The 23,148-nt window shown below is 38.2% G+C and carries 19 protein-coding genes and 1 pseudogene; 11 read left to right on the forward strand and 9 right to left on the reverse strand.

Annotated elements, in window-relative coordinates:
- Nucleotides 1-244: 244 nt before the first annotated feature.
- The 5 genes and pseudogenes from AU255_RS16865 to AU255_RS16880 form a co-directional block, all read right to left on the reverse strand.
- Nucleotides 245-2,125 (reverse strand): cytochrome c peroxidase, encoded by a 1,881-nt coding sequence (locus AU255_RS16865; RefSeq protein ID WP_233144720.1) that lies wholly within the window; start codon nt 2,123-2,125, stop codon nt 245-247.
- A gap of 244 nt (nt 2,126-2,369) precedes the next feature.
- Nucleotides 2,370-3,752, reverse strand: coding sequence for a methanethiol oxidase (mtoX, locus tag AU255_RS16870; RefSeq protein ID WP_080524057.1), 1,383 nt, complete (start codon nt 3,750-3,752; stop codon nt 2,370-2,372).
- A 57-nt stretch (nt 3,753-3,809) separates the two neighbouring features.
- Nucleotides 3,810-3,896, reverse strand: coding sequence for a hypothetical protein (locus AU255_RS21490; RefSeq protein WP_408606497.1), 87 nt, complete (start codon nt 3,894-3,896; stop codon nt 3,810-3,812).
- 95 nt (nt 3,897-3,991) lie between these two features.
- A pseudogene (locus AU255_RS21495) lies at nt 3,992-4,081 on the reverse strand (DUF4242 domain-containing protein); the annotation flags it as partial.
- Nucleotides 4,082-4,198: 117 nt separating this feature from the next.
- On the reverse strand, nt 4,199-4,798 hold the full coding sequence (locus AU255_RS16880) for a TetR/AcrR family transcriptional regulator (RefSeq protein ID WP_080524058.1): 600 nt from the start codon (nt 4,796-4,798) through the stop codon (nt 4,199-4,201).
- 146 nt (nt 4,799-4,944) lie between these two features.
- On the opposite strand from AU255_RS16880, the gene AU255_RS16885 reads away from it, so the two are divergent.
- The 11 genes from AU255_RS16885 (at nt 4,945) to AU255_RS16935 (ending at nt 18,010) form a co-directional block, all read left to right on the forward strand.
- Complete coding sequence (locus AU255_RS16885; RefSeq protein ID WP_080524059.1) at nt 4,945-6,351, forward strand: undecaprenyl-phosphate glucose phosphotransferase; 1,407 nt, start codon at nt 4,945-4,947, stop codon at nt 6,349-6,351.
- Between the two features lie 420 nt (nt 6,352-6,771).
- Complete coding sequence (locus AU255_RS16890; RefSeq protein WP_080524060.1) at nt 6,772-7,605, forward strand: ABC transporter permease; 834 nt, start codon at nt 6,772-6,774, stop codon at nt 7,603-7,605.
- A 94-nt stretch (nt 7,606-7,699) separates the two neighbouring features.
- A complete protein-coding gene (locus tag AU255_RS16895; RefSeq protein ID WP_080524061.1) occupies nt 7,700-7,999 on the forward strand; it encodes a nucleotidyltransferase domain-containing protein in 300 nt (99 codons plus the stop codon).
- Nucleotides 7,996-8,493, forward strand: a complete 498-nt coding sequence (locus tag AU255_RS16900; protein WP_080524062.1) for a hypothetical protein — start codon at nt 7,996-7,998, stop codon at nt 8,491-8,493. Before AU255_RS16895 ends, AU255_RS16900 begins: the two co-directional genes overlap by 4 nt.
- A gap of 174 nt (nt 8,494-8,667) precedes the next feature.
- Complete coding sequence (locus AU255_RS16905) at nt 8,668-9,639, forward strand: IS1595 family transposase (RefSeq protein WP_080524063.1); 972 nt, start codon at nt 8,668-8,670, stop codon at nt 9,637-9,639.
- 442 nt (nt 9,640-10,081) lie between these two features.
- The gene (locus AU255_RS16910) at nt 10,082-10,930 is read left to right on the forward strand and encodes an ABC transporter permease (RefSeq protein ID WP_080524064.1); all 849 of its coding nucleotides are present in this window, start codon (nt 10,082-10,084) and stop codon (nt 10,928-10,930) included.
- Nucleotides 10,931-10,933: 3 nt separating this feature from the next.
- Nucleotides 10,934-12,136, forward strand: coding sequence for an ABC transporter ATP-binding protein (locus AU255_RS16915; protein ID WP_080524065.1), 1,203 nt, complete (start codon nt 10,934-10,936; stop codon nt 12,134-12,136).
- A gap of 694 nt (nt 12,137-12,830) precedes the next feature.
- Entirely contained in the window at nt 12,831-14,198 is a 1,368-nt protein-coding gene (locus tag AU255_RS16920) for a capsular polysaccharide export protein, LipB/KpsS family (protein ID WP_080524066.1), read from the forward strand.
- Nucleotides 14,199-14,321: 123 nt separating this feature from the next.
- Nucleotides 14,322-16,178 carry a glycosyltransferase gene (locus tag AU255_RS16925; protein WP_080524067.1) on the forward strand — a complete coding sequence of 619 codons (1,857 nt, stop codon included), beginning with the start codon at nt 14,322-14,324 and terminating at the stop codon, nt 16,176-16,178.
- Between the two features lie 124 nt (nt 16,179-16,302).
- A complete protein-coding gene (locus AU255_RS16930; RefSeq protein ID WP_158083161.1) occupies nt 16,303-17,250 on the forward strand; it encodes a glycosyltransferase in 948 nt (315 codons plus the stop codon).
- Complete coding sequence (locus tag AU255_RS16935; RefSeq protein WP_080524069.1) at nt 17,243-18,010, forward strand: DUF4422 domain-containing protein; 768 nt, start codon at nt 17,243-17,245, stop codon at nt 18,008-18,010. Before AU255_RS16930 ends, AU255_RS16935 begins: the two co-directional genes overlap by 8 nt.
- A 148-nt stretch (nt 18,011-18,158) precedes the next feature.
- On the opposite strand, the gene AU255_RS16940 is transcribed toward AU255_RS16935, so the two are convergent.
- From AU255_RS16940 to msrB, 4 genes are all read right to left on the reverse strand, one after another.
- On the reverse strand, nt 18,159-20,396 hold the full coding sequence (locus AU255_RS16940) for a spermidine synthase (protein WP_080524070.1): 2,238 nt from the start codon (nt 20,394-20,396) through the stop codon (nt 18,159-18,161).
- A 178-nt stretch (nt 20,397-20,574) separates the two neighbouring features.
- A complete protein-coding gene (locus AU255_RS16945) occupies nt 20,575-21,141 on the reverse strand; it encodes a c-type cytochrome (RefSeq protein WP_080524071.1) in 567 nt (188 codons plus the stop codon).
- Nucleotides 21,142-21,242: 101 nt separating this feature from the next.
- Nucleotides 21,243-22,544: a M18 family aminopeptidase gene (locus AU255_RS16950; RefSeq protein ID WP_080524072.1), complete on the reverse strand. Its 1,302-nt coding sequence runs from the start codon at nt 22,542-22,544 to the stop codon at nt 21,243-21,245.
- Nucleotides 22,541-22,939, reverse strand: coding sequence for a peptide-methionine (R)-S-oxide reductase MsrB (gene msrB / locus AU255_RS16955; RefSeq protein WP_080524073.1), 399 nt, complete (start codon nt 22,937-22,939; stop codon nt 22,541-22,543). Before msrB ends, AU255_RS16950 begins: the two co-directional genes overlap by 4 nt.
- Nucleotides 22,940-23,148 lie beyond the last annotated feature (209 nt).

Raw genomic sequence — 23,148 nt, forward strand, 5'->3', positions numbered from 1 at the left:
TAATGGATATTCGCTTTGATCTAAGAATATCAGTGTTCAAAAATTGTAGAAAACGCGGACTATCAACGTTCTACACTCATCTCATTGTTGGTTTCATTATACTATCAATCCAGGTCTCAATTGCCAATAGAAAGTTGATTATTCTGCATACGAAAACCGGGCCCCTCTGTAGGTTATTTTTACAATAGTAAATATTATCCCACATATCGATCTGTTAAAGTTTCTCACCTCACCAATCCTCTGACTAATTTCCCACGGGTGCAACATACGCATCTGCAAGCAATTCCTCAACATTACTCCCGGTGAGCGACTGTAAAAATGCCAGTAAATCACTTTTTTCAGTGTCACTTAAATGCAACGGCTTGATAACCGGGTCGAGTATTTCATTACTCACTCCCCCCTGATTATAGAACTGAATAACTTCACTCAATGTGCTTAATGATCCATTATGCATATAAGGTGCAGTTAATGCGATATTTCGTAGACCAGGCGTTTTGTATTTCCACCTGTCCTGCGGGTCTAGCGTAATTTCGTATCGACCAATATCACTCGCTTTTACGGCTGCTACAGCACTTATATCCTGCTGGTCAACTTCGATAAAAACACCTGGTGCAACTTGTATCTTTTGTTTTTCAGGTGTTTTTTGCATGGATTCCCGATAACCTATACCTGTATTATGAGTCTGATTATCAGTAAATAGCGCAAAGTTTTTCTCAATAAGATGGCATCCACTGCAAGCACCCTTCCCTTTAAATAAGGCAAAACCGCGTTTAACAGAATCATTAACTGCATCAGCCTGTTTACCAAAATACCAACGGTCAAAAGGCGAATCGGCCGAATTCAAGCTGCGCTGATAACTGGCAAGCGCCTGACCTACCGTAAGCATATTGGCTGTCGTGTTAAAACTCTGTTCAAATAAACCTTGATAATCGCTTAATGCTTTTATTTTATCAATCACATAGCCTATTGACGGATTCCCCATTTCGTTATCTGCCAGTAATGGCCCCCATACTTGTTGTTCCAGAGTATTTTCCCGACCATCATGAAACAACAGCGTCGCGTACGCAACATTATAAATAGTCGGACTATTGCGGCGCACGCTGCGACCTTCTATCCCGACTGCTGTCGCCATTTCATTGCTACTAAAACCCTGCTCCGGTATATGGCATATAGCACAGGAAATAGTATTGTTCAGTGACAAACGGCGATCGTAAAAGAGCTTTCTCCCCAAAGCTATTTTTGCTGCACTAACAGGGTTATCGGCCGGAATGGAAACAGCGGGTAAGCCTAGAGGAGGATTATTAATATTTTTGAGCAAATCAGCCTGCTGCCCCTGACGATCTGTCAAAGCGATAGATTGAGTTTGATAATTCTTTGCGGAATAGTTTTGCCTGGTATCACTTGTTTGCAAGCGTGTATTGGAGTCGCCAGTGACATTTGATTTGTGCATACTGGCTTCATCAAGCAGGGTCTTGACATCATTAATCAAAGTATCCGCATGTAAAAAGGCAACACTATATATATTGCGTATTTGTTTATCCTTATCAATCAGATATACACGCAATATATGCGAAAATGTGCCGGTAAATTGTCCCTGCTGATCATAAATTTTCTGTATCGCTTGCCGATATTCGTCCAGAATAGGCTGTAACTGTTGCTCTGACTGAGTAGTTAAAAATTGCCAATCCACCTTATCATTAGTAAAACTCGCCGCATATTGGCTCATCGCTTCGGGTGTATCGTGCTGTGGATTAAAACTTAAAGTCAATAAACGTAATTTTCCCGCTAACTCTGGCTCCTTGAGTAAACGTCGATTGATCTTGTGAAACACCTGTGTGGCTAATGGGCAGCCATTAACATCACTACAGGTAGAATAAATAAAGCTCAGTAATGTAATTTTATCGCCCATTAACTCATGCAAATGGCGTACTTGATGATTTGTGGTTAAAACTTCGCCATCACCCGCCATATCAATAACCGGCAAATTATAGCTCCCCGTCTGGGGAATTTTAAACGCCAAAGGGCGATACCCAGGTGCCAGTCTTTGAGAGTCTATGGTATCGGCCAACAGATTTTGACTGGATAACAAGCCTATAAAAATCGTAGTAATCAATATCTTCATCATGATAATCTTCAATGGATACAGCTTTATTCCGTCTGGAAACATGTTTGAAATATACCTTTTAATTCCAGCCAGGAAACGAGATTTTGATTCGATAAAACTCGATCAGACTAAAAACGTTTTATTGCTTATATCAAGCTTATAAAATGTACATTTCTGCATGACTAGTGAATGACCGGGAAGTAGCTTTATAGCCTCTTTTCGATATCTATAGACTAAAAAGCCTACTCCCGGGAACCACTCTCCTTTAAGGATTTAAGCTGGTTAATAAATCCACAGTTTGTGCAACGGGTTTCGTAGCATACAGTGAATAAGCACCGAAACGCATCTGATGAGCACGTCCTAGTTTTTCTTTAACAAAGTCGATAGTAAATTGCTCGGTCAATTTTTTTCCATCCCAACTATATAACTTCAGATATTGCTCATTATCTACGCCTTTTTTATCCCAGTTCGCTAATAAAGAAGAGGTGTAATAGAGTCGTTTACCATCCCAGCTAGATGATACCATATTGACTTGCGAGCCGATTTTTTGTTCAAGAACCTGCTTGGGGTTAAACGGATCAGAAATATCAAAGCCACGAGTTTTGCCGTCCATAAAGGTATTTACCCACAGCATGTTATCATCACTTTGAATGGAAATATCCACAGGAAGTGGGATTTTACTAGGGTCTCCAATATCAGCGACTTCTTTCGCTTGCCACTCGCCTTGTTTATCTTCGTAAATCAACCAGATCTTTGAAGTCAATGCTGTCGTGGTAAAGCAATAATTGTGATTTGGATCCCAGGCACAACGGATTTCAAGTGGAGCACCCGGTACATCAAATATTTTTCTCGGCTGACGTGCATGTAAATCCCATTGCACTACCGTGCTACCAAATTGTTTCATGGCTTCTGGATCAGCCAGCATTTTACCGAAGTCCATCATATAATTATTCCAACCCGTAAACGACGAGCTAATCATCGCATTACGCCTGGGCAATACACGTACATCGTAGCCATAGCCATCAGCATATTTACCTGTTTTAACAGCTCCGCGCAAGTCGCTATCGGTCGGAGTCCAATGCGTAGTAATATACTTGCCGCTGTTGCTGTATTCCACCAATGCAGTACGTCCACCATGATCTTTATTATTAGAAAGCCCCGTAATTAACATTCTGCCAGGCAAGGCATAGGTAGTGTGAGGCCCTACAACTCCGCCACTTTTACTGACAAAATCGGTAATCACCTGATGTAATTTTGGTTTGGCAGGGTCTGTATGTACATCAAAAATAAAAATTTTATTAGTATCCAGTCCACCAGCCCAAAGATACTTACGATCATCAGTAAAACCTGAGTGGTGCGCCTCATTCCGCCCTCCCACAGAGAGACTATTAATAACTTTGCCGTATTTAGCTGATTTTGGATTCACATCAACTGTCACTAATTTATCCTGCTCATCCCCCACGCCTTGCATACCTAATGTCCAGACATAAACAAAGTCTTCCTGACCAACAATTTTAGCCATATAGGGAGACTGACAAGTTTCATCAGCATATGCAGGCGCTGCTGAGATAAACAGCGTAGCAGTAGTTAACACAAAGGCCTGCAAAACCTTAGGCCAGGTATAAGTAGCTTTACTATAATTATTCATCGTTATTCCTCATTGAGTATTTTTCTTAATTATTATTATATTATTCGTTATTGGTGATTATTCTCCTGTCGTGGGATCTATGATGGTTGTTATTTCAGCAATAGAATTTGCTGGAAACCCGCCTCGTTCGGCGTGTGTACGCACCGTTTCTGCATCCGGAGCAATATAGACAAAATAAGGTTATCAGCTGTAACGAAGCTTTCCAGCCATTCTATTTTTGGCTCCATATCCTGCAAAGCGCAGCAGGATTTGTGTGATATTAGCTGTAATTCATTCCCGGTTAATTGCCCTGCCCCTGGAATTTCGCGTTCAATTATATATTCAGGCATATTAGCCTCTTGTATGACCAGTCGTCTTAAACCAAGTGATCAGCAAGATCTACTGATCACTACAAAAAATTATCTTATTGACCTATCCGGCCAAAGAGATAAAGCAAATGGCTCACATTACTTTTTTAAAAAATAATCCGCCAATAATGTCTCAACAAATTGCTGCAAAGGATGCACTGATTGTTCAATTTTCATTCTCAGTAAAGCGCCCTGCCAATTATCAACGAGCAAATCAGCCATCATTTCTGCTTTAAGGTCTTCACGAACTGTGCCTTCCTGTTGCGCTCGCAATAATGCAGATTTTTGCAAATTTCTATAGCGTTCCAGGGCTAACTTTAATGAACGCCTGCAAATCTCACTGGTATCACCTAACTCACCCATTAAATTACCTAGTAAACAGCCGCCCTTGTATTCTGTTCGCTCAATCTCATTAATTAATTCAGCATAATAAGATGCTAATGCAGTCAATCCATCCAGCCCAGGATTCTGCAAATGAGCGTCTAAACGCTGTATATAGGGCTCAATATAATGGCTTATGACTTCTGCCGCGAAGATCTCTTTACTCGCAAAATAATTATAAAAAGAACCTTTCGGGATACCCACGACATCCAGAATATCTTTTATACCGGTACCGTGATAGCCCTGATTCATTAGCATTTGTACTCCCTGATCCAGTAACTTTTCACGTTTGATTTGTTTTTTTGCGATTATTGTCATGGTTTAATTATGCGACCGGTCGTCTTAAGATGCAAATTTTATTTATATAGAGGACTCAAAGCTTAAACTAAAGAGTATTATTCTAATTATGGCATATTTTATGTATGATTAACCGCATCAAGATTAAGTGAACAACGACTCACTCTATGAAATTTACCGGTCAGGCCAAAGAAAAAGCTAATCTATTACTTGCTGCTATCAAGCTATTTGATTGGTTAATGATTGTTGGCTCTGGTGTCGCAAGTTTTTATATATTAGAACCCATTAAACACTTTCCCGCTTATCAGGGATTAATGCCTGAAAATTATTTAACGGCATTAGTGCTCGGCTTCTTATTTAGCGCCTGGTTGTTTCCTATCTTTAATGTTTATAAAAGCTGGCGTGGCTCTGGAATTGCTGAAGAGATATTAACACTACTGTTCAGCTGGACCTGCGCTATCCTGGGATTAATGGCATTTATATTCTTTACCAAAACAGCGACTGAGTTTTCCAGACACTGGTTTTTGCTGTGGTTTGGCAGCGCATATCTAGGCCTGATTTTTTCCAGAATTACTTTGAGGGCACTATTACACACCCTACGCAATAAAGGCTTCAATCAAAGACATATAGTATTGGTTGGCACTGGCGCATTAAACCAGCAAATCACCAAAAAGCTTGAATCATCCAGCTGGATGGGATTAAAAGTTGCAGGATATTTTTACGCTAATGATGACGACCAAAATATAGCATATCTGGGCGATTTCAATACAGTTGCCCAGTATGTAGAGCAACATGATGTCGATCAAGTATGGATTACCCTGCCCCTGACCGAAATGGATAAAATTGAAGCTCTCAGCAGGCAGCTACATTCGGTAGCAGTCGATGTGATGTTAATCCCTGATATAGCCAGTCTGCGTCTGATGAATTACTCGGTTACTCACCTGGATGGCCTGGCGATGATCAATATATCAGTTTCACCTATGTCTAACAGCAACATAGTGCTCAAATGGCTGGAAGACAAAATCCTGGCCAGTCTGATACTGATATTAATCAGCCCGATAATGCTGGCCATTGCGATAGTGATTAAGCTAAGTTCACCAGGTCCGGTGTTTTACACACAGGAACGTATTAGCTGGAATGGTCAAAGTTTTAATATGCTAAAATTCCGTTCCATGCCCATGGATAGCGATAAACATATGAACGGCCCTGTTTGGGGCAATGCAGCAAAAAAAACAACGACCCGAGTCGGTCAATTTTTTCGTAGTACCAGTCTTGACGAACTACCTCAGTTTATTAATGTTTTAAAAGGGGATATGTCGATAGTCGGCCCACGTCCCGAACGCACTGTCTTCGTAGAACAATTTAAACACGAAATTGATGGTTATATGCAAAAACATTTGGTGCAGGCAGGCATTACCGGCTGGGCACAAGTTAATGGTTGGCGTGGTGATACCTGCCTGAAAACACGTATTGATTATGATTTATTCTATATAGAAAACTGGTCACTATGGTTTGATTTAAAGATTATTTTTATGACTTTATTTAAAGGCTTTAGTCATGAGGAAACAATCTAATTATACAGGCCAGAGACTGTGGTTTAATTAATCAAAGCAATAGGATTAATTATACGAATTCAGGTGTCTTAAATTACCTGACAATCAGCATATATAACTTAGGAACGAGCATGAAATAACTTAAACAAGTTAAAAATCTGTAGGATGGGCAAAGCAATAGCGTGCCCATCAAGCTACCCCAGATAGACTGATGGCTGTACTATGTAAAGATGGGCACGAAAAAGACCTTTGCCCATCCTACAAGTTGCTCATATTATTTCGTGCACGTTCCTTAGTGAAATATTATGTATTTTAATTTCAGATAACACCCTTCGCCCATGAGGATACAGTGCATTGAATGCAATAAGATTCCAAACTCGAGATTAAAATAACTCGCAGGCTGATGTACGATGAACACCCCAAAAGACAGACTTTACATATATGGCAAATCAAGAACACTTCCAATTTACAATAGAAGCAGGAAAAACTGAACGTCATTACTGGAAGGACATATGGCGCTATCGTGAGCTATTCTATATCCTGGCATGGCGTGATATAGCCGTACGCTACAAACAAACTATCATCGGCGTATTATGGGCAGTCATACGGCCACTATTAACCATGATAATTTTCGTTGTCGTGTTTGGAAAAATAGCGAAGCTACCCAGCGAAGGAGTGCCCTACCCTATCTTTGTTTTTGCTGCCATGTTGCCCTGGACTTTTTTTGCCACCGCCTTCGCTGATGCCAGTATCAGCCTGATTGGAAATGCTAACCTGATTTCCAAAGTCTATTTCCCCAGATTGATTATTCCAGCGGCATCGGTGATCGTCGCAGCGGTTGATTTTATGATTTCCTTTAGCATATTAGTCGCACTAATGGTTTGGTATAGCTACTGGCCGGACTGGCAAATAGTATCCTTACCTTTATTTCTACTACTAGGTTTTTTTGCTGCGTTAGGAACAGGCTTATTTGTTGCATCACTCAATGTGAAATACCGGGACTTCAGATTTGTCATTCCTTTTATTGTACAACTGGGATTATATATCTCTCCAGTCGGTTTTAGCTCAACCATCGTGCCCGAACAATACCGTCTATTTTATTATCTCAACCCAATGGTTGGGATCATAGATGGCTTTCGTTGGGTGATTAGCGGTGGCAAAACCGCATTAAATACAACTGAAATAGGCATCTCAATCGGTATCGTAATCATCCTGTGTCTAGTGGGTGTGATTCACTTTAGGAAAACCGAAAAAACTTTTGCGGACGTGATCTAAATGAATGATTTATTAGCCCAAATAAAGCAAGGAGAAGGGGCAAAAACAGAATTTACAACCTCATTTCAAAAAGAACTCCACTGGAGTAAATAAAATGCGCATAACAGAACAACAAAAACAAAAAATCAAGCAGGTTGTAGCAGCATTAGTTAGTGGTGACGCTCAGGTTATCTTGTTTGGCTCCAGAGTGGATGATACAAAAAAAGGCGGAGATATTGATTTGCTGATAATGCTCTCAGAACGAGTAGAGCATCCCGCTCAATTGGCAGCTAAAATAAGTGCGCAACTGATAAGGCCGTTTTACGGTAGAAAGGTTGATGTTTTATTATCAGCACCAAATTTACAGACCCTACCTATCCATGCCATTGCACAGCAAAAAGGAATTACGCTATGAGGCAGTTTATCGACCATCAAGATAAACGTGAAAGACTTCGTTTTTTATGTCGAGTCGTAAAAAAAGAAATTCAACATCTACAATATTCTGCGGGAAAAGTCTTTAAAGAAGATTTTACCGAAGAACGTGCAAGTCAAATAGCCAATGATGAAGAGTTTGCCGAACAGATTGAAGCATTCACAAGTCGCTTTTGTCGGTTACAAGACACTATTGGCGATAAACTTCTACCTGCATGGCTAGAAATGCTCGGCGAAAAAAACAGTGTCACTATTGATAACCTGGATAAAGCCGAAAGAATTGGTGTCTTGCCATCCGTGGAACAGTGGCTGGAATTGCGACAATTAAGAAACCAAATGATCCACGAGTATATCGAAGACCTGGCCATACTAGCGGATGCCTTGCAAACAGCTTATCAACATCTTGGATTTATAGTGGATGTTGCAGAGTCGATAATCACGGATCTAGTAAGTAGGTCCATGATTGAGAAGCTTTGATACCAGCTCGTAAGATATGATGAAGTAACGCCGCACCAATCGCGAATAATGTGCATTAATTTATCCAGCTCACCCTATGGATCTAAATATTAGGCTATGTCACCGTAAAGTATGGAATTTCATATAACAAGAGCGTATAAGTAAATAAAGCCCATGTAAATTAAGGAGATAGTTATGAAAGCCCCAGAGTTTTTAGAGTTCATTTCCGAAATAAATCAACTTGACCACCATCAACGCACTGTTCTAACGAAAGCACTGGATCAACTAGAGGACGAACCTAAGGTTTTTGATTTAATTGAAACAATATTTGATAGCAAAGGTAAATGCCCTCATTGCTCCCATACCGAAAGCCACAGGCATGGAATAAAAGATGGCCTTCAGCGCTACCGCTGTAAAGCCTGCAAAAAGACATTTAATGCTTTGACAGGAACGCCTCTTGCTCATCTACGCCTCAAGTCAAAGTGGCTTGATTACTTAGGAGCTATCGCAGAATCATTGACTGTCCGGCAGGCAGCTAAAGAAATTAATGTGCATCGAAATACAACCTTTCGATGGCGGCACCGTTTTTTAAGCTGGATTCAGCAGGATCGTCCCAGTGCTCTTCATGGCATTACAGAAGCTGATGAAACCTACTTACTTGAGTCACATAAAGGAGAACGCCATCTCAATCGTCAACCAAGGAAACGAGGGGGCTGTGCGACTAAGCGAGGGATTTCTGATGAGCAAATTTGCATTTTAATTGCTCGTGATCGCTCAAAACAAACCGTAGATTTTGTGACAGGTAATGGCCCAACAAGCAAAATTGTTCTTGATACGCATTTAAAGCCAATACTAGACCAGGATGCCCTCCTTGTGAGTGATGGCAATCCAACTTATGGTGCATTTTGTAAAGCTGAAAAAGTATCTCATGAAATCGTTAACATGAGTCAAGGGCAGCGGGTGACTAAAGGGGCCTATCATATACAAAATGTCAATGCATACCACCACCGTTTTAAATCATGGCTAGACCGCTTTCATGGTGTAGCCACCAAGTATTTACCTAATTATTTGGCTTGGTGCAGAATTATGGATCGGAACCACAATCTAACCCCTGAGCAATTGTTACATTCTGCTCTGGGTGATTTTCAATACTTAACGGTGACATAGCCAAATATTAATGTACCCATGCATGAGGATAATTGATAATATCTGGTGTAACAAAGGCTTTGATATACCAAGGCAAGGCATAGTGAATTGAAAAAATGACAGTAGCCATAAAAGTAGAAAACCTCAGTAAAAATATATTATCCGCCATGAGAAACAAACAGGGAGCGCTGAAACCTTTAGCGATAACTTAATACAAGGCAACAGAAAGTTATTTAATTAACGGGGTGGACAGTTAACTCCACCTACCACAACCTGTAGTAATTACCACCACGCATCTCCGCTCGTAAGGTCAGTTTCAGTGACCGGATGGTTAGATACGGCCTGCTCGATACAACATGTTGACACTGGTGGAGCTAATCGTCCACCCCACTTAAATTATAAACATAAAAAATACTCTTCCATCTCCATATCGAATGTAAAAGAGATTACCCATTATTTTTAAATGAAAAATAAAACTGAAAACATAAAAATATATTCAGCGCGTCAAAAAGGGAATAATAAAAAAATATGGCTAGAAATGATACAAGAGCTATTGGACAGCAGAGAATTAATCTGGCGACTAGTTATTAGAGACTACTCTGTGCGCTATCGTCAATCTATACTCGGTTATGTATGGGCTGTCTTACCACAACTTGTTACAGTAGCAATCTTTACTTTTTTAGCAAAACATCGTGTCTTTGATATGGGGGCAACTGCCATGCCCTATGTGATTCACGCATTATGGAGTGTCTCTGTCTGGCAATTATTTTCAGGGTGCCTAATTGGCTGTACTAATAGCCTTGTCAATGCAGGATCTCTAGTGACTAAAATTAATTTTCCTAAGGAAGCATTGGTATTTTCTTCCATTGGACAGGCCGTATTAGATTTTATTATTCGGTTGCTACCAGTAACTATCGTCTTTATATGGTATGGCTTCATTCCCTCATGGCATAGCTTTCTTATTCCTTTTATCTTAATTAGCATTATACTTTTGGCTTTAGGCATAGGCTTTATCATGGCGATTATTAATCTGGTTTTACGCGATATGGGAAATATGATTAGTATGGTATTAACCTTTGGCATGTTTTTAGCGCCTATCTTATACCCACCACCAGTTACAGAACCTTTTAATATGGTTAACTATATCAATCCTTTTAGTCCATTATTAATTGCCACACAAAATTTGCTAGCAGGGCAAGAACTGATGCAACCGGAATTGTTAGCAGTGATGTTTGCAGTAAGTAACTGTGTTTTTCTTTTTGGTTGGCGAATGTTTCATATCACCATGCCTAGAATTGCAGAGAGAGCTTAAGCGATGAGTGATGAAGTTCTTATTAAAGTCGAGAATGTAAGTAAAAAATTTTGCAAGTCATTAAAACAGTCTATGCTTTACGGTATAGAAGATATTACCAGAGATACGTTAAATTTAAAAACTACCTCTGAGATTTTAAGGAAAGACGAGTTTTGGGCGGTTGATGACGTTTCTTTTGAAGTAAAACGAGGTGAATGTCTAGGGATTATTGGGCGTAATGGAGCAGGAAAAAGTACTTTATTAAAAATGCTTAATGGCATTTTCATGCCCGACAAAGGAAAAATAACCATTAAAGGTAAAGTTGGCGCGCTAATTGAAGTAGGGGCAGGGTTTCATCCTATGCTGACAGGAAGAGAAAATATCTATGTCAATGGCTCTATTCTGGGAATGAGTAAACAGGAAATTGACAGTAAATTTGATGAGATTGTTGCATTTGCGGAGCTAGATGAATTTATTGATATGCCGGTTAAGCATTATTCTAGTGGGATGTATGTGCGATTGGGGTTTGCGATCGCAGTACAGAGTAAGCCTGATGTTCTAATTTTAGATGAAGTGCTGGCTGTTGGAGATGTAGCATTTCGTGCGAAATGTTATCAGCGTCTTTCTGATCTATTTAAAAATGCATCTGTTATTATGGTGAGTCATGATATGAGTCAAATAGGACAAGTAGCTTCAAAGGTCTTATTATTACAATCTGGAAAAAGCTCCACATATGATGATGTTTGTTTAGGAGTTTCTGAATATAACGTAGAAAATAATGTAAAAAAAATTAGTTCCAATGACAAAGCAGTAAGTCTAGGTAATAGTGCACAAGATGCAAGTATAGAAATTAATAAAGATCTTTATTATGGTGAATTTCTTGATGTAATCATAAACATTAATGCTGTTAATTCATCTCAGTATATTGATGCTAGAATAACTGTGTATGCAAATGATCAAACGACTGCATTTGATTGTCACACTCGTGCACATAACAGCTCAACTCAATTAATTCATGGTTCAAACCGTTTAAGGGCTAGAGTTGGTCCTGTTTTTTTAAAATCAGGAAACTATTCATTAAGTATTGCTATTCTCAATAGAGAAAATAACGAACACATTTATTGGGGTACGCATATTAAAACGATCACAGTGAATGGCTCCCCTCCTTATGGTAGTGCAATATATTTGCCAAAAATACAAATAAATAATGAGAAAATTGGTGAATAATTTTATTAGTTACTTAATGTGGATAAAAAATTATCGAACTACTCCGCCACCGAATATGAATAGACAAATTTATTCTGATTATGTTCTGGAAAAATTTAAGAAATATTCTCTAATTTTGCACTACAATGCCTAATAGATAATTTTATATTTTATACTGTGTTAGATATTAGGAGTGGCTCGGGTAAGCATATAAATATTTATAATAAAAACGTAACATCAATAGATTTTGGTTCGCCAATATATTATCAAATGAAAGGTAATACCCATGTAGAAATTATCAGTGATTACCTGGATTTTAAAAAATGAAAAAAAATGATTGCATGTGGGCTTCGCATGTTCTTGAGCACCAATTAAATTCAAACATTTTTCTTAAAAAAATTCACTCATATTTAAAGGAGGGGGAGCTTTGGCAATTACAGTATCTTCTCAAAACATGAAATAGTGTGCGGACATGTAAGTCTATAGAATGCTGGATTGTTAATATACAACTTTATTCTAGCTGGCTTTAGTTGTAAGAATGTTCATTTAAAATGCTATGGTTATAATATATCTGTTTAAAAAACAATTATATTACCTGTATTAAGTTATGATTCAGGCGATTTTAATGAACTTCGTGAATTTCTACCTCATAGCTTAAGTGAGGGATTTAATGGTGATATTAAAGAATTGAATTGGCCATGGAGCTGAACCTAATATGATAAAAATAACTAAAAACATAAAAAAAAATATCAGAAAATTATTAATACCCCACAATGATAAATTAATTAATTTTTTAATTTTTTTAGGAGTTCGGCCAATTGTATTTATAGATTCAGATATTGGTGAGTTAGATTGGCTTGATATACCGAGACAAGATATTTATTTTGAAGGGATAAAAAAAATAAGACCTATTATTTCATACAGAGTGCCACGTAATATACCAACTGACTCTGAAGGTAATGTGTTTACCCTAAACTCAACGGAAATGTTTATTTATCGTGATGTTAATTTATTTTCTGTCGTCGAGTATTCTGTTTATGTATCTTTAGAAATAGCGAAGCATGAATTTGATATAAACAATGATGTTCATTACAACGAGATTATTAAGTGGCTAAGATTAGCAAGGATGATAGTTGATAATATTTTGGATTTTTTAAAAAAAACAAAACCTAGCTCAGTTGTCATAATGCAAGGTTATTTTATTGAAACAGCAATTGTAAGACAACTTTCTGATATTTTTTACTTTCAAGTTTTTACTTTAGAAAATACATTTAATTATGAACGTATTATTTGTGAACCACTATCTGAAATTTCAGTTAATAAGACAAGTATAATGTCATGGTTTTATAAATTATCATTCAAAAATATTAATAAATCACATATTACAGCAGAGAGCTGGGTTTCTAATATTACAAAAAAAAAACACATAACACATCAATCACCAACAGAAAAATATCAGTGGCTGGCAGGTAAAAAACGACTCCTTTTTTTAGGGCAATGTTTTACTGACTCTTCTTTGTTGTTTGGATGGGATAGAAATTATTCTACCGTTGAAATATTTAGCTCTCTCAAACAATATGCAATGTCTAAAGATTGCCATTTATTTATAAAATTTCATCCAAAAGAATTTAATGGTTTAAATCCTTTACTAAAGTCGTATGACCAACTGACATACAAAAAAATATGTGAATCTGGTATTGCATTATCTGATTGTGATAATGTAACACTTGACTATATTAATCAATATTCAACAACTCAGTTAATCCAGGGGGCAGATGTGGTTATAACGATTAACTCTCAGGCGGGCCTTGAGGCTTTAGCACTTGGTAAAGAAGTTGTCCTTTTAAACCAAGCTTTCTATGACCAGTTGGGTTGCACTTGGAATATTCCTCATCTTAGTGTTATTGACTCATGTCTGGATGCTATTTTATATTCAGGGGTATCTTTGTCGAATAAAAAAGTAGTAGATACTTTTTTTAACATCTATTTTTCAAATTATTGCATTAAGCGTCATGCACAAATCTTGGTTACCGCGTTGTTAGATAGACAATTACAGAGAAGATTTTTTTCTACTTATCCATAATTATTATTTGTTGTAATAGTATGATAATTTGTAGTTTAAATATCTGCATTATAGTTATCACTAGAAACTAAGAATGAGAACGTAAGTCGACATCAAGCATTAGATTTAGAAAAACTACTTAATATGAAAGCTACTAAAAAACACCGTATTATCCAGCATCTTGTAATGCCAAATAGCGCCTTTGGTGCTCCACAAGAAATGTATGTGCGAACTTCTAATGTCCGTGTTTTTTTTCATAATAAAAAGCTGTTGTTTGATAAGGGTAGCACTGCTACTTTTGATACTTTCTTCAATGGATTAACTATTGCTACCTGGAAGAAAAACTGTACATTTAACGATTTGCAACTGAGATTAAAAGGGGAGGGTCGGTTTATTTTGCGTTTCGGGGTACACCGTATCGGCCATGCACAAAAGTGGCTTGATGAGAGTGTTATTGAATTAAAGGATGGTCTCGAAAAAATTATTGATATATCTTTCTGGCAATCACTTGAAGAGGGTATGCTTTATTTTTATCTTGAGTCATTAGGAGAGAGTGAATTAACTGAGGGATGTTTTGTAACCTATACTCCTCCTAGGAATCAAGTAAAACTTGGTATAGTCATTACCCACTTCAACCGTAAGCAGTATGTTCTGCCAGCTATTAAACGTATCAGAGATGATTTATTAAATGATCCAAATTACAAAGATAAGATTAATTTGGTTGTAGTTGATAATTCAAAAAGTATTCTTCCTGAAGAGGCAGAAGGAACAACGTTAATTCCTAATAAAAATTTTGGTGGTTCTGGTGGATTTACTCGTGGATTACTGCATCTAAAAGATCAAGGTTCGTTCACTCATTGTTTGTTTATGGATGATGATGCTTCTTGTGAAGTAGAGTCGATCAGAAGATCCTATCACTTGCTTGAATTTAGTTCAGAACAGGGATTTGCAGTTTCTGGTTGTTTAATGAGAGATGTAAAGCCCTCCATTCTTCATGAGAAAGGTGTAGAATTTCGTAAGGGATATTGTTCTCCTTTTAAGTCCGAATTAAATTTAACAGATATTGACGATTTACTGTACGCAGATAGAGCTGATGTAAAAATAAATTTTGGCGCTTGGTGGTTTTTCGCATTTAAAATCTCTGATGTTAAGAATTTTGCTTTTCCCTTTTTTATACGAGGTGATGACGTTCAATTTTCTTTGCAAAACAACTTTAAAATCAAAACAATTAATGGCATTGGATGTTGGGCTGAAGATTTTTGGTATAAAGAATCTCCTTTAACAAAATATTTTGTTGTAAGGGCAAGTTTAGTGCTGATGATAGCATATGAAGATTTAAGTGTTTTGGATGTATTAAAAAATATATTTAGTTTTTTTATGTCCTCCGCCTTATCTTACAATTATTCATCAGCTAAAGGCGTGAGGCTTGCCCTAGATCATTTTATGATTGGTCCAAAATTTTGGTTAGATAATATGGATATGAGTGCTCCCCGAATACAAATATCCGAATTCTCAACATCCGAAAAGTTATTACCTATTAACTTATCAGATTTACTACTAGATTACCCAACACTAAAGAAAAGGCCTGATAGAGCCAATAACCAGAAATATATTGAAATTGAACATCCACTAGATGGATACCCAGGAAAAGAAGAACAGTTTTTCCGGAAGGCAATTAGAATTTTGACACTTAATGGTTTTTTACTACCATCTTTCCTGCTTAAAAAGAAAATGGTTTTTCAGCATAAGACCTACAGAGCATTTTATAAGGATATTTTCTTATACGAAAAAGTTCTATATGAGTATGTTCCAACTGGGTTAGGTTACATAGCTATTCATGATAAGAAAGAATTTTTTAGAGAATTATTTTCTTTGATGAATCAAATGTATACTTTTACATTACGCTTCAAAGCATTACGGAGTGAATACAAGCAAGCTATACCAGATATGACTAATGAAGGTTTTTGGCGAAAAATATATTTTGATCAAGAGTTATTATGATAAGGAGAGCCTATGCCTATCGAATGACCTAGTTAAGTGTTGCTGATAAAACAGGTACGAATATAAAGGCACAGCAGTTGAGAAGGATATTGTTTTTATCGCCCCTTATTTTCAAAGAAGAATGATGTGTAATATTACCGCAATCATAGTTACTTTCAATCGACTAGATAAACTAAAATTAACGATTGAAAAGTCATTATCTGAAGAATTTAATTGTATTATTATTATAAATAATAACTCTAACGATGGCTCGCAAGAGTATTTAAATACATTCGATAATAATAATCTTATCGTTAAACATTTAAATAATAATATTGGTGGTGCGGGTGGTTTTAATATTGGTTTTGAAGTCGCTTTAAAAAATACTCAATCTGATTGGATAGTTTGTTTTGATGATGATGCATATCCACAGTCAGGCGCGATTAAAAAGTTTAAGCAACTGGAATTAGATAATGAAACATGTGCGGTTGCTGCCGCTGTGTTTCTCCCAGACAATAGTATTAGTGTTATGAATCGCGTTAGAAATAACCCGTTCAAAAGCCTAAAAACATTACTTAGGGTACTAACAAAAAAAGAGTCACTATATATTAGTAATGAATTTTATAAGGGGTCTGATAATACGATTATAGATGCTTCGACATTTGTGGGGTTCTTTATCAGGACAGAGCTTATTCAAAAGATAGGTTTACCCAGAAAGGAATTATTTATTTGTGCCGATGATCTTATTTATACCCTCAATTTAACATCATTGGGTTATAAACTCCTATTTGTTCCGTCTGTGAAGTTTTTTCATGATTGTCATACTTTAATCAATAATATGGATGTATATCACCCTATGTGGAAAGTGTATTACACTTACCGCAATAGAATTGAGATGTACAGAGTGAGTTCAAGATGGCTTTATTTACCTGTCACGTTCTTACAAATAGTCCCATGGATAATGAAAATCAAATACTACGAAAACAAAAGACTTTTCTTAAAACTACTGACCCTGGCCATTAAAGATGCCTTAGTGCATGATTTTTCAAAAACTCATCCGGAAATACTCTCTATCGTAGATAAGTATGAATAACATTCTAATCTCTACACATAAAAACTATACATTTCCAAAAAGTGCTATCTATACCCCTATACAGGTAGGAAAGCTAAACAGTTCAGAATATTTCGATGCTACTGGGGATGATACGGGTACCAATATTTCCTCAAAAAATAATACTTTTTGTGAGTTAACGGCTTTGTATTGGGCATGGAAAAATGGCTTTTTTAAAGGGTGTGAATTTTGTGGTTTAGTACATTACCGGCGTTATTTTAAAGGCTCGGGTGAGACTCTGAATGGAAAGCAGATATTATCAGAAGGTGATATTTTAAAGTATCTTGAAGAGTATGATGTTCTAATGCCCAAAAAAAGGCATTATTATATAGAGACTGTAGCAAGTCATTATGCGCATGCTCACTATCAAAAAGATATGTTAATGACTCGAAGGATTATTGCACTGCAAGAGAGTGATTATTTAAACACTTTTGATGCGTTAATGTCTAAGCGGAGTCTCTATCTTTTTAATATGTTTGTGATGTCGCCAAAGCATTTTAATGCTTATATGGATTGGTTGTTCCCGCTTTTATTTACTGTTGAAGATAACATAGATATTCAAGGTTATGATAATCACCAAATAAGGGTTTTCGGTTATATTTCAGAACGGCTTTTCAATGTATGGATTTTAAAAAACAATTTACGTGTTAAAGAGTTAGCTATTCAAAACCTTGAGGGTGAGAATCTCCTGTTAAAAGCATGGGGACTGATTAAAAGAAAAATTGCCGGGAAGAAATTATAATTTTCATGGTAGCCTGGTAATCAATAAGAGAATCACCTTCTTCAGACCCAATTTTACATAGTTTTATGCTGAATTTTATAATCTACAGACAATACATCATCGTCTCCAGTTTTCTAGTCTTCAAATAGTACGCTTAAATATTACGCTCCTACTTCCAGATCCCGACGATATTGGTAAAGTCATCCGTCCAGGGCTTCATATCAAAATATAAACCGGGCTTTTGCCAGCGACCTAATCCATTTTTGTATAGAGGTTTTAGATCCTCCTCGTTTTTCGCCAGGACAAACCAGTCTGTTGCCACCACTAACGGAATTTCCTGTTTAGGCTTAAATTCCTGAATTAATGCTGCATAGTGCAATTGTTTTGCATGATCAGAAAGTACTTTTTTCAGCTCCAGATGTCGATTAGTTATATGGAAAGCCAATAGGCCATTGCTTGATATTTTACTGAAATAAAGCTGCAATGCTTCCTGAGTTAACAAATGTGTAGGGACTGAATCTGAACTAAAGGCATCGATCACTAATAAATCAAATTTTTCTGCAGGCTCTGATTCCAGGGATAATCGTGCATCACCTATCACCATGGCTGCTTTAGGAGTGCAGCGCTGCAGGTAGCTAAAATATTCTGGATTTTTGGCGATCTCGACCACAACAGGGTCAATTTCAAAAAATGTCCAGGCTTGCTGTGGCTTGGCATAACAGGCCAGGGCCCCTGCCCCCAAGCCAACTACGCCTACTTGCCATTTTTCATCAACGGCATCATAAGCTTTAAATAATTGTCCCATAGGACCAGGGCGACTGTAATAGGTCAATGGTTCTTGTACATGGCTTGCCAGGCGTTGTGCTCCATGTTTGGTCGTACCATGGAATAGCTCTTTGTATTTCTCAGGTTTGCCTTGTTCATTTAATAAAACACTATCGCGTACTGATAATACGCCAAAAAAAGTACGCTCTTTATAAATGGTATTTGACATCGTGACACGTAAGCCAACGATAAAGAAAATTATCACACCGGTTAATAAAGCTAGGCTTACTACCTGCTTACGAAATGCGTAGCTTAAGCCGGCGAATAATATCAATGCGGTGCCGATATTATCCATATACGCACCTAAATCAGAGACACCATAATAAATCAGCCCGCCGAGAAGCAATATCAGGGCAGGAAAAATAGCCTGCATGCCCCATATCTTCCATTGCTCATTACTCTGCCGTTGAGCTGCCGGACGCAATAATAATGCTGCAACAATCATCAGTGGGTATTCATAAATACCATTAAAGATGAACGGCGCAATAAAGGTATTAAACATGCCTCCCAACATGCCCGCAAAGGACATAATTAAATAAAACAAGGTCAGATAAGCGGTATGCGGGCGATGCTTGGCTAGTTCACCATGACACACCATGACAGCAAGAAAAAATGCACTTAAATGCAGAGTTAAATCCAGCCAGTACGGTAATATCGCCGGATTGATAAATGAATAGGCTATAAAGGGTAGCAATACGATAGGCTGTAAAAATACCGAAACTCTCTGAATCGGCTTTGCCCAACGTGAAAATACTAACGTAAATGATAATAAATAAAGTGTTAGCGGAATAATCCACAGTAAAGGCACGGCAGCAATATCGGTACTCACAAAATTAGTGAGACCCAATAACAAACTAGAGGGCACAAATGCTAGTGCCAACCAATGTAATTTGGCCAATGTTGAAGGTGCTTCCACTACTTTTTCGGGCTCGTCAGACACCTTGTCTTGCAGATAATTACGTACAAAATACCAGCCACAGGCGGCAATTAATACTATTAGCGCAATATAGCCGATACTCCAGATTGATTTCTGCGCGTTTAATCCGATATTGGGCTCAATAATAAAAGGATAACTTAATAAAGCTAATAAACTCCCGCTATTACTTGCTACATAAAGATAATAGGGATCATGACTGGTATGATGGCCAACATGCGAGAACCACTTTTGAAGTAAAGTCGACGTAGTTGAAAGTACAAAAAAAGGTAACCCTATAGAAATAAACAGTGTCCAGACTAGCCATAAGGTAGGATTGCTATCAGTAGGTGGTGACATACTGTCTGGTAGAGCAACGGGAAGCGCGATTAAACTGATCAAGATAATCGCAGCATGTATCTGAATTTGACGTGTATGCGCAAAGCGAGTGGATAAAAGATGGGCATATAAATAGCCAAAAAACAGCAACATCTGATAAAACACCATACAGGTATTCCAGACCGCCGGAGAGCCACCCAGTAAAGGTAACATTAGCTTGCCGTACAGGGGCTGTAAAATAAACATCAGCGTCGCACTGACAAACAGCGTACCGGCAAATAATATAATCAAAGATAGACTGCGATCAGAGCTTGAGGGAGTATTGGACATAATGGATTTTGACGTTGACATTTAATGTGTCAGTAACTGATGGCGGGCTAAAGCCGCGCCCTACATTTTTCTCGTTCCCATGCTCTGCGTGGGAATGCAGTGGTTGACGCTCCGCGTCACGGAACGCTGAACGTTCCAGTATGAATTCCCGCGCAGAGCGCGGGAATCAGTTAAGATCTTATTTTAAGCTCCCCATATATTCAGCAACAGCTTTCATGTCTTCATCAGATAGCATTTTAGCAATACCGCTCATTGGGCCGTTTTTACGTGTGCCCTCTTTAAATGCCTGCAACTGGCGTTGCAAATAGGCAGGATATTGCCCTGCAAGTTTAGGTGTTAAACCCATGCCTATTGCTTTATCCCCATGACAACCAAAACACATCGGTGCTTTGGATTTACCTTTTTCCGCTAACTCACTATCGCCACCGGCACTTTTACTTTTTACAGATGCAAAAAAAGCAGCCAGGTTATTAATTTCCTGATCTGTTAAATTAGCAGCCATATTTTGCATCATGGCATTTTCACGTGTGCCATCTCGAAAGGCACGCAACTGGTTTACCAGGTAGGCTGGCTTCTGCCCTGCTAAAATCGGGAAGTTAGAATTTTTGCTATTTCCGTCAACGCCATGGCAACTAAAACACATCCCTGCCTTTTCTTTACCTACAGCAATGTCAGGTGCGGCACTTACTACACCAGAAAAACACAAGCCTAGAAAAAGTGCTTGAACTCGTTTTTTTAATCTCATATTAGCCTCTCCTATGGTTAGTCAACACGCGATTTATCTTACGCTGAAGACAATAATTGTTCAAACTTTTTGCGCTACAGAAAATAAGATCAAAGCAGCCATTAATCTTTAAAAAAACAGCGCATCACATCGATCATATAACTGTGATCCTGCACACCGGCACTTTCCCGAATACTGTGCATCGCCCACATGGCATTTCCCACGTCAACGCTACGAACACCTAATTTAGCCGAGGTCATAGGGCCGATGGTACTGCCACAAGGGATATCCGTTCTATGTGCATATTTTTGATACGGTATGTTTGCAGACTGGCACCAGCTGATAAACATCGCTTCAGAAACACTTTCGGAACTGTAACGTTGATTGGCATTCAGTTTTATGACCGGACCTTTATTCACATAGACCTTGTGTTCAGTTTCATAAGCCGCCGGAAAATTAGGCTGATAAGCATGTGCCATATCAACACTCAGCATAAAACTGCCGGCCAGCGCGCGTTTATAATTTTCTGTGCTTACTGATCGTGTAATCGCAATACGCTCTAAAATATCAGGTAGAAAACTTCCGTCCGCCCCCTTGGCGCTTTCACTACCTACTTCTTCATGATCAAAAAAGGCACACACAAGGGTATTACCCGCATTTAAGACTGTATCATCAAGTAAAGCGGTCAAACCAGCATGACAGGAAGCCAGATTATCCAGCTGGCTATCCGTATAAAACGCTTGCTCAGCTCCCCAGAATGCACCTTTCTGGGTGTCGTAAACATTCAACTCCCAGGATAGAATTTGCTCCGCTGGTATGTTGCAATGATCAACCAGCAGATCGTTAAACACCTGATCCGGGATTTGCTCTTTCGTACTCATGGCAAATAGCAGTGGTAATTCCGTTTGCTTATGCAGCTTCAAACCTTCTTCATTAACCGTTCTATTCATATGAATAGCAAGATTAGGCAGGCGTAATAAGGGTTGCTCAAAACGTATTAACTGCGTTTTAATGTCGCCCTGCCCGCTACGATAACTTAGCCGTCCAGCAAAACTTAAATCCCGATCAGTGAAAGTCGTCAGAATTGGACCACCATAAACATCAACGCCCATGCGCAGCATTTCGTCAGATTTATGTAAGGCATGGGGTTTAATCCTTAATCCTGGCGAATCAGTATGTGCACCTATTATTTTATAACCGTTTTCAGCCAGTGCTTTATGCCCGACTACAAAAGCAATAATAGAGGAATCATCACGGATAACATAGTACCGACCACCTGGCTCTAATTGCCACTGCTGTTGTTCAGACAAACGCGTAAACGATGCCGTCTGTAAAACCTGCTCCATCGCAGCTACAGCATGCCAGGGACTGGGACTGGTATCAATAAAATCTAATAAGTGTTGAACTCGTTGTGTATCGTTCATTTTGCTTTTAATTCTAAAGAAGCTGAATTTATGCAATAACGCAAACCTGTTGGCTCAGGTCCATCTTCAAACACATGACCTAAATGCGCATCACAGACACTACATGTCACTTCAACCCGGCGCATACCATGCGAAGTATCGACTATTTCTTTAACTGCCTGCGCAGATAGAGTATCCCAGAAACTAGGCCAGCCTGAGCCAGAATCATATTTGCTTGCAGAATCAAATAAAGCCTGACCACAGCAACTACAATGGTAAATCCCTTCTGTTTTACAATCGACATATTTACCGGTAAAGGCTGGCTCAGTTGCGCTGTTACGGCAAATACTAAACTGCTCAGGGCTTAGTTTTTCACGCCATTGTTCATCGCTGAGCCTGATCTTTTTTTGGGTCATTTTAATTTTTCCTTTATATTTTCTGGATAATTATAACGCGTCTAGTGCCAAACTTAACAACTGCCCACCTTTAACATATTGTAGGGCGGTGCTTTAGCCCGCAGGTAGTTATATAATCTGTAGGCTAAAGCAAAGCACCGCCCTACTTCTTAAAAGCTTACCTGGATTACGTGCAACTCACAGCCATATTAAAAAAATTTTAAATATTA

The organism is Methyloprofundus sedimenti (genome assembly GCF_002072955.1).
In the GTDB taxonomy this organism is placed as follows: domain Bacteria; phylum Pseudomonadota; class Gammaproteobacteria; order Methylococcales; family Methylomonadaceae; genus Methyloprofundus; species Methyloprofundus sedimenti.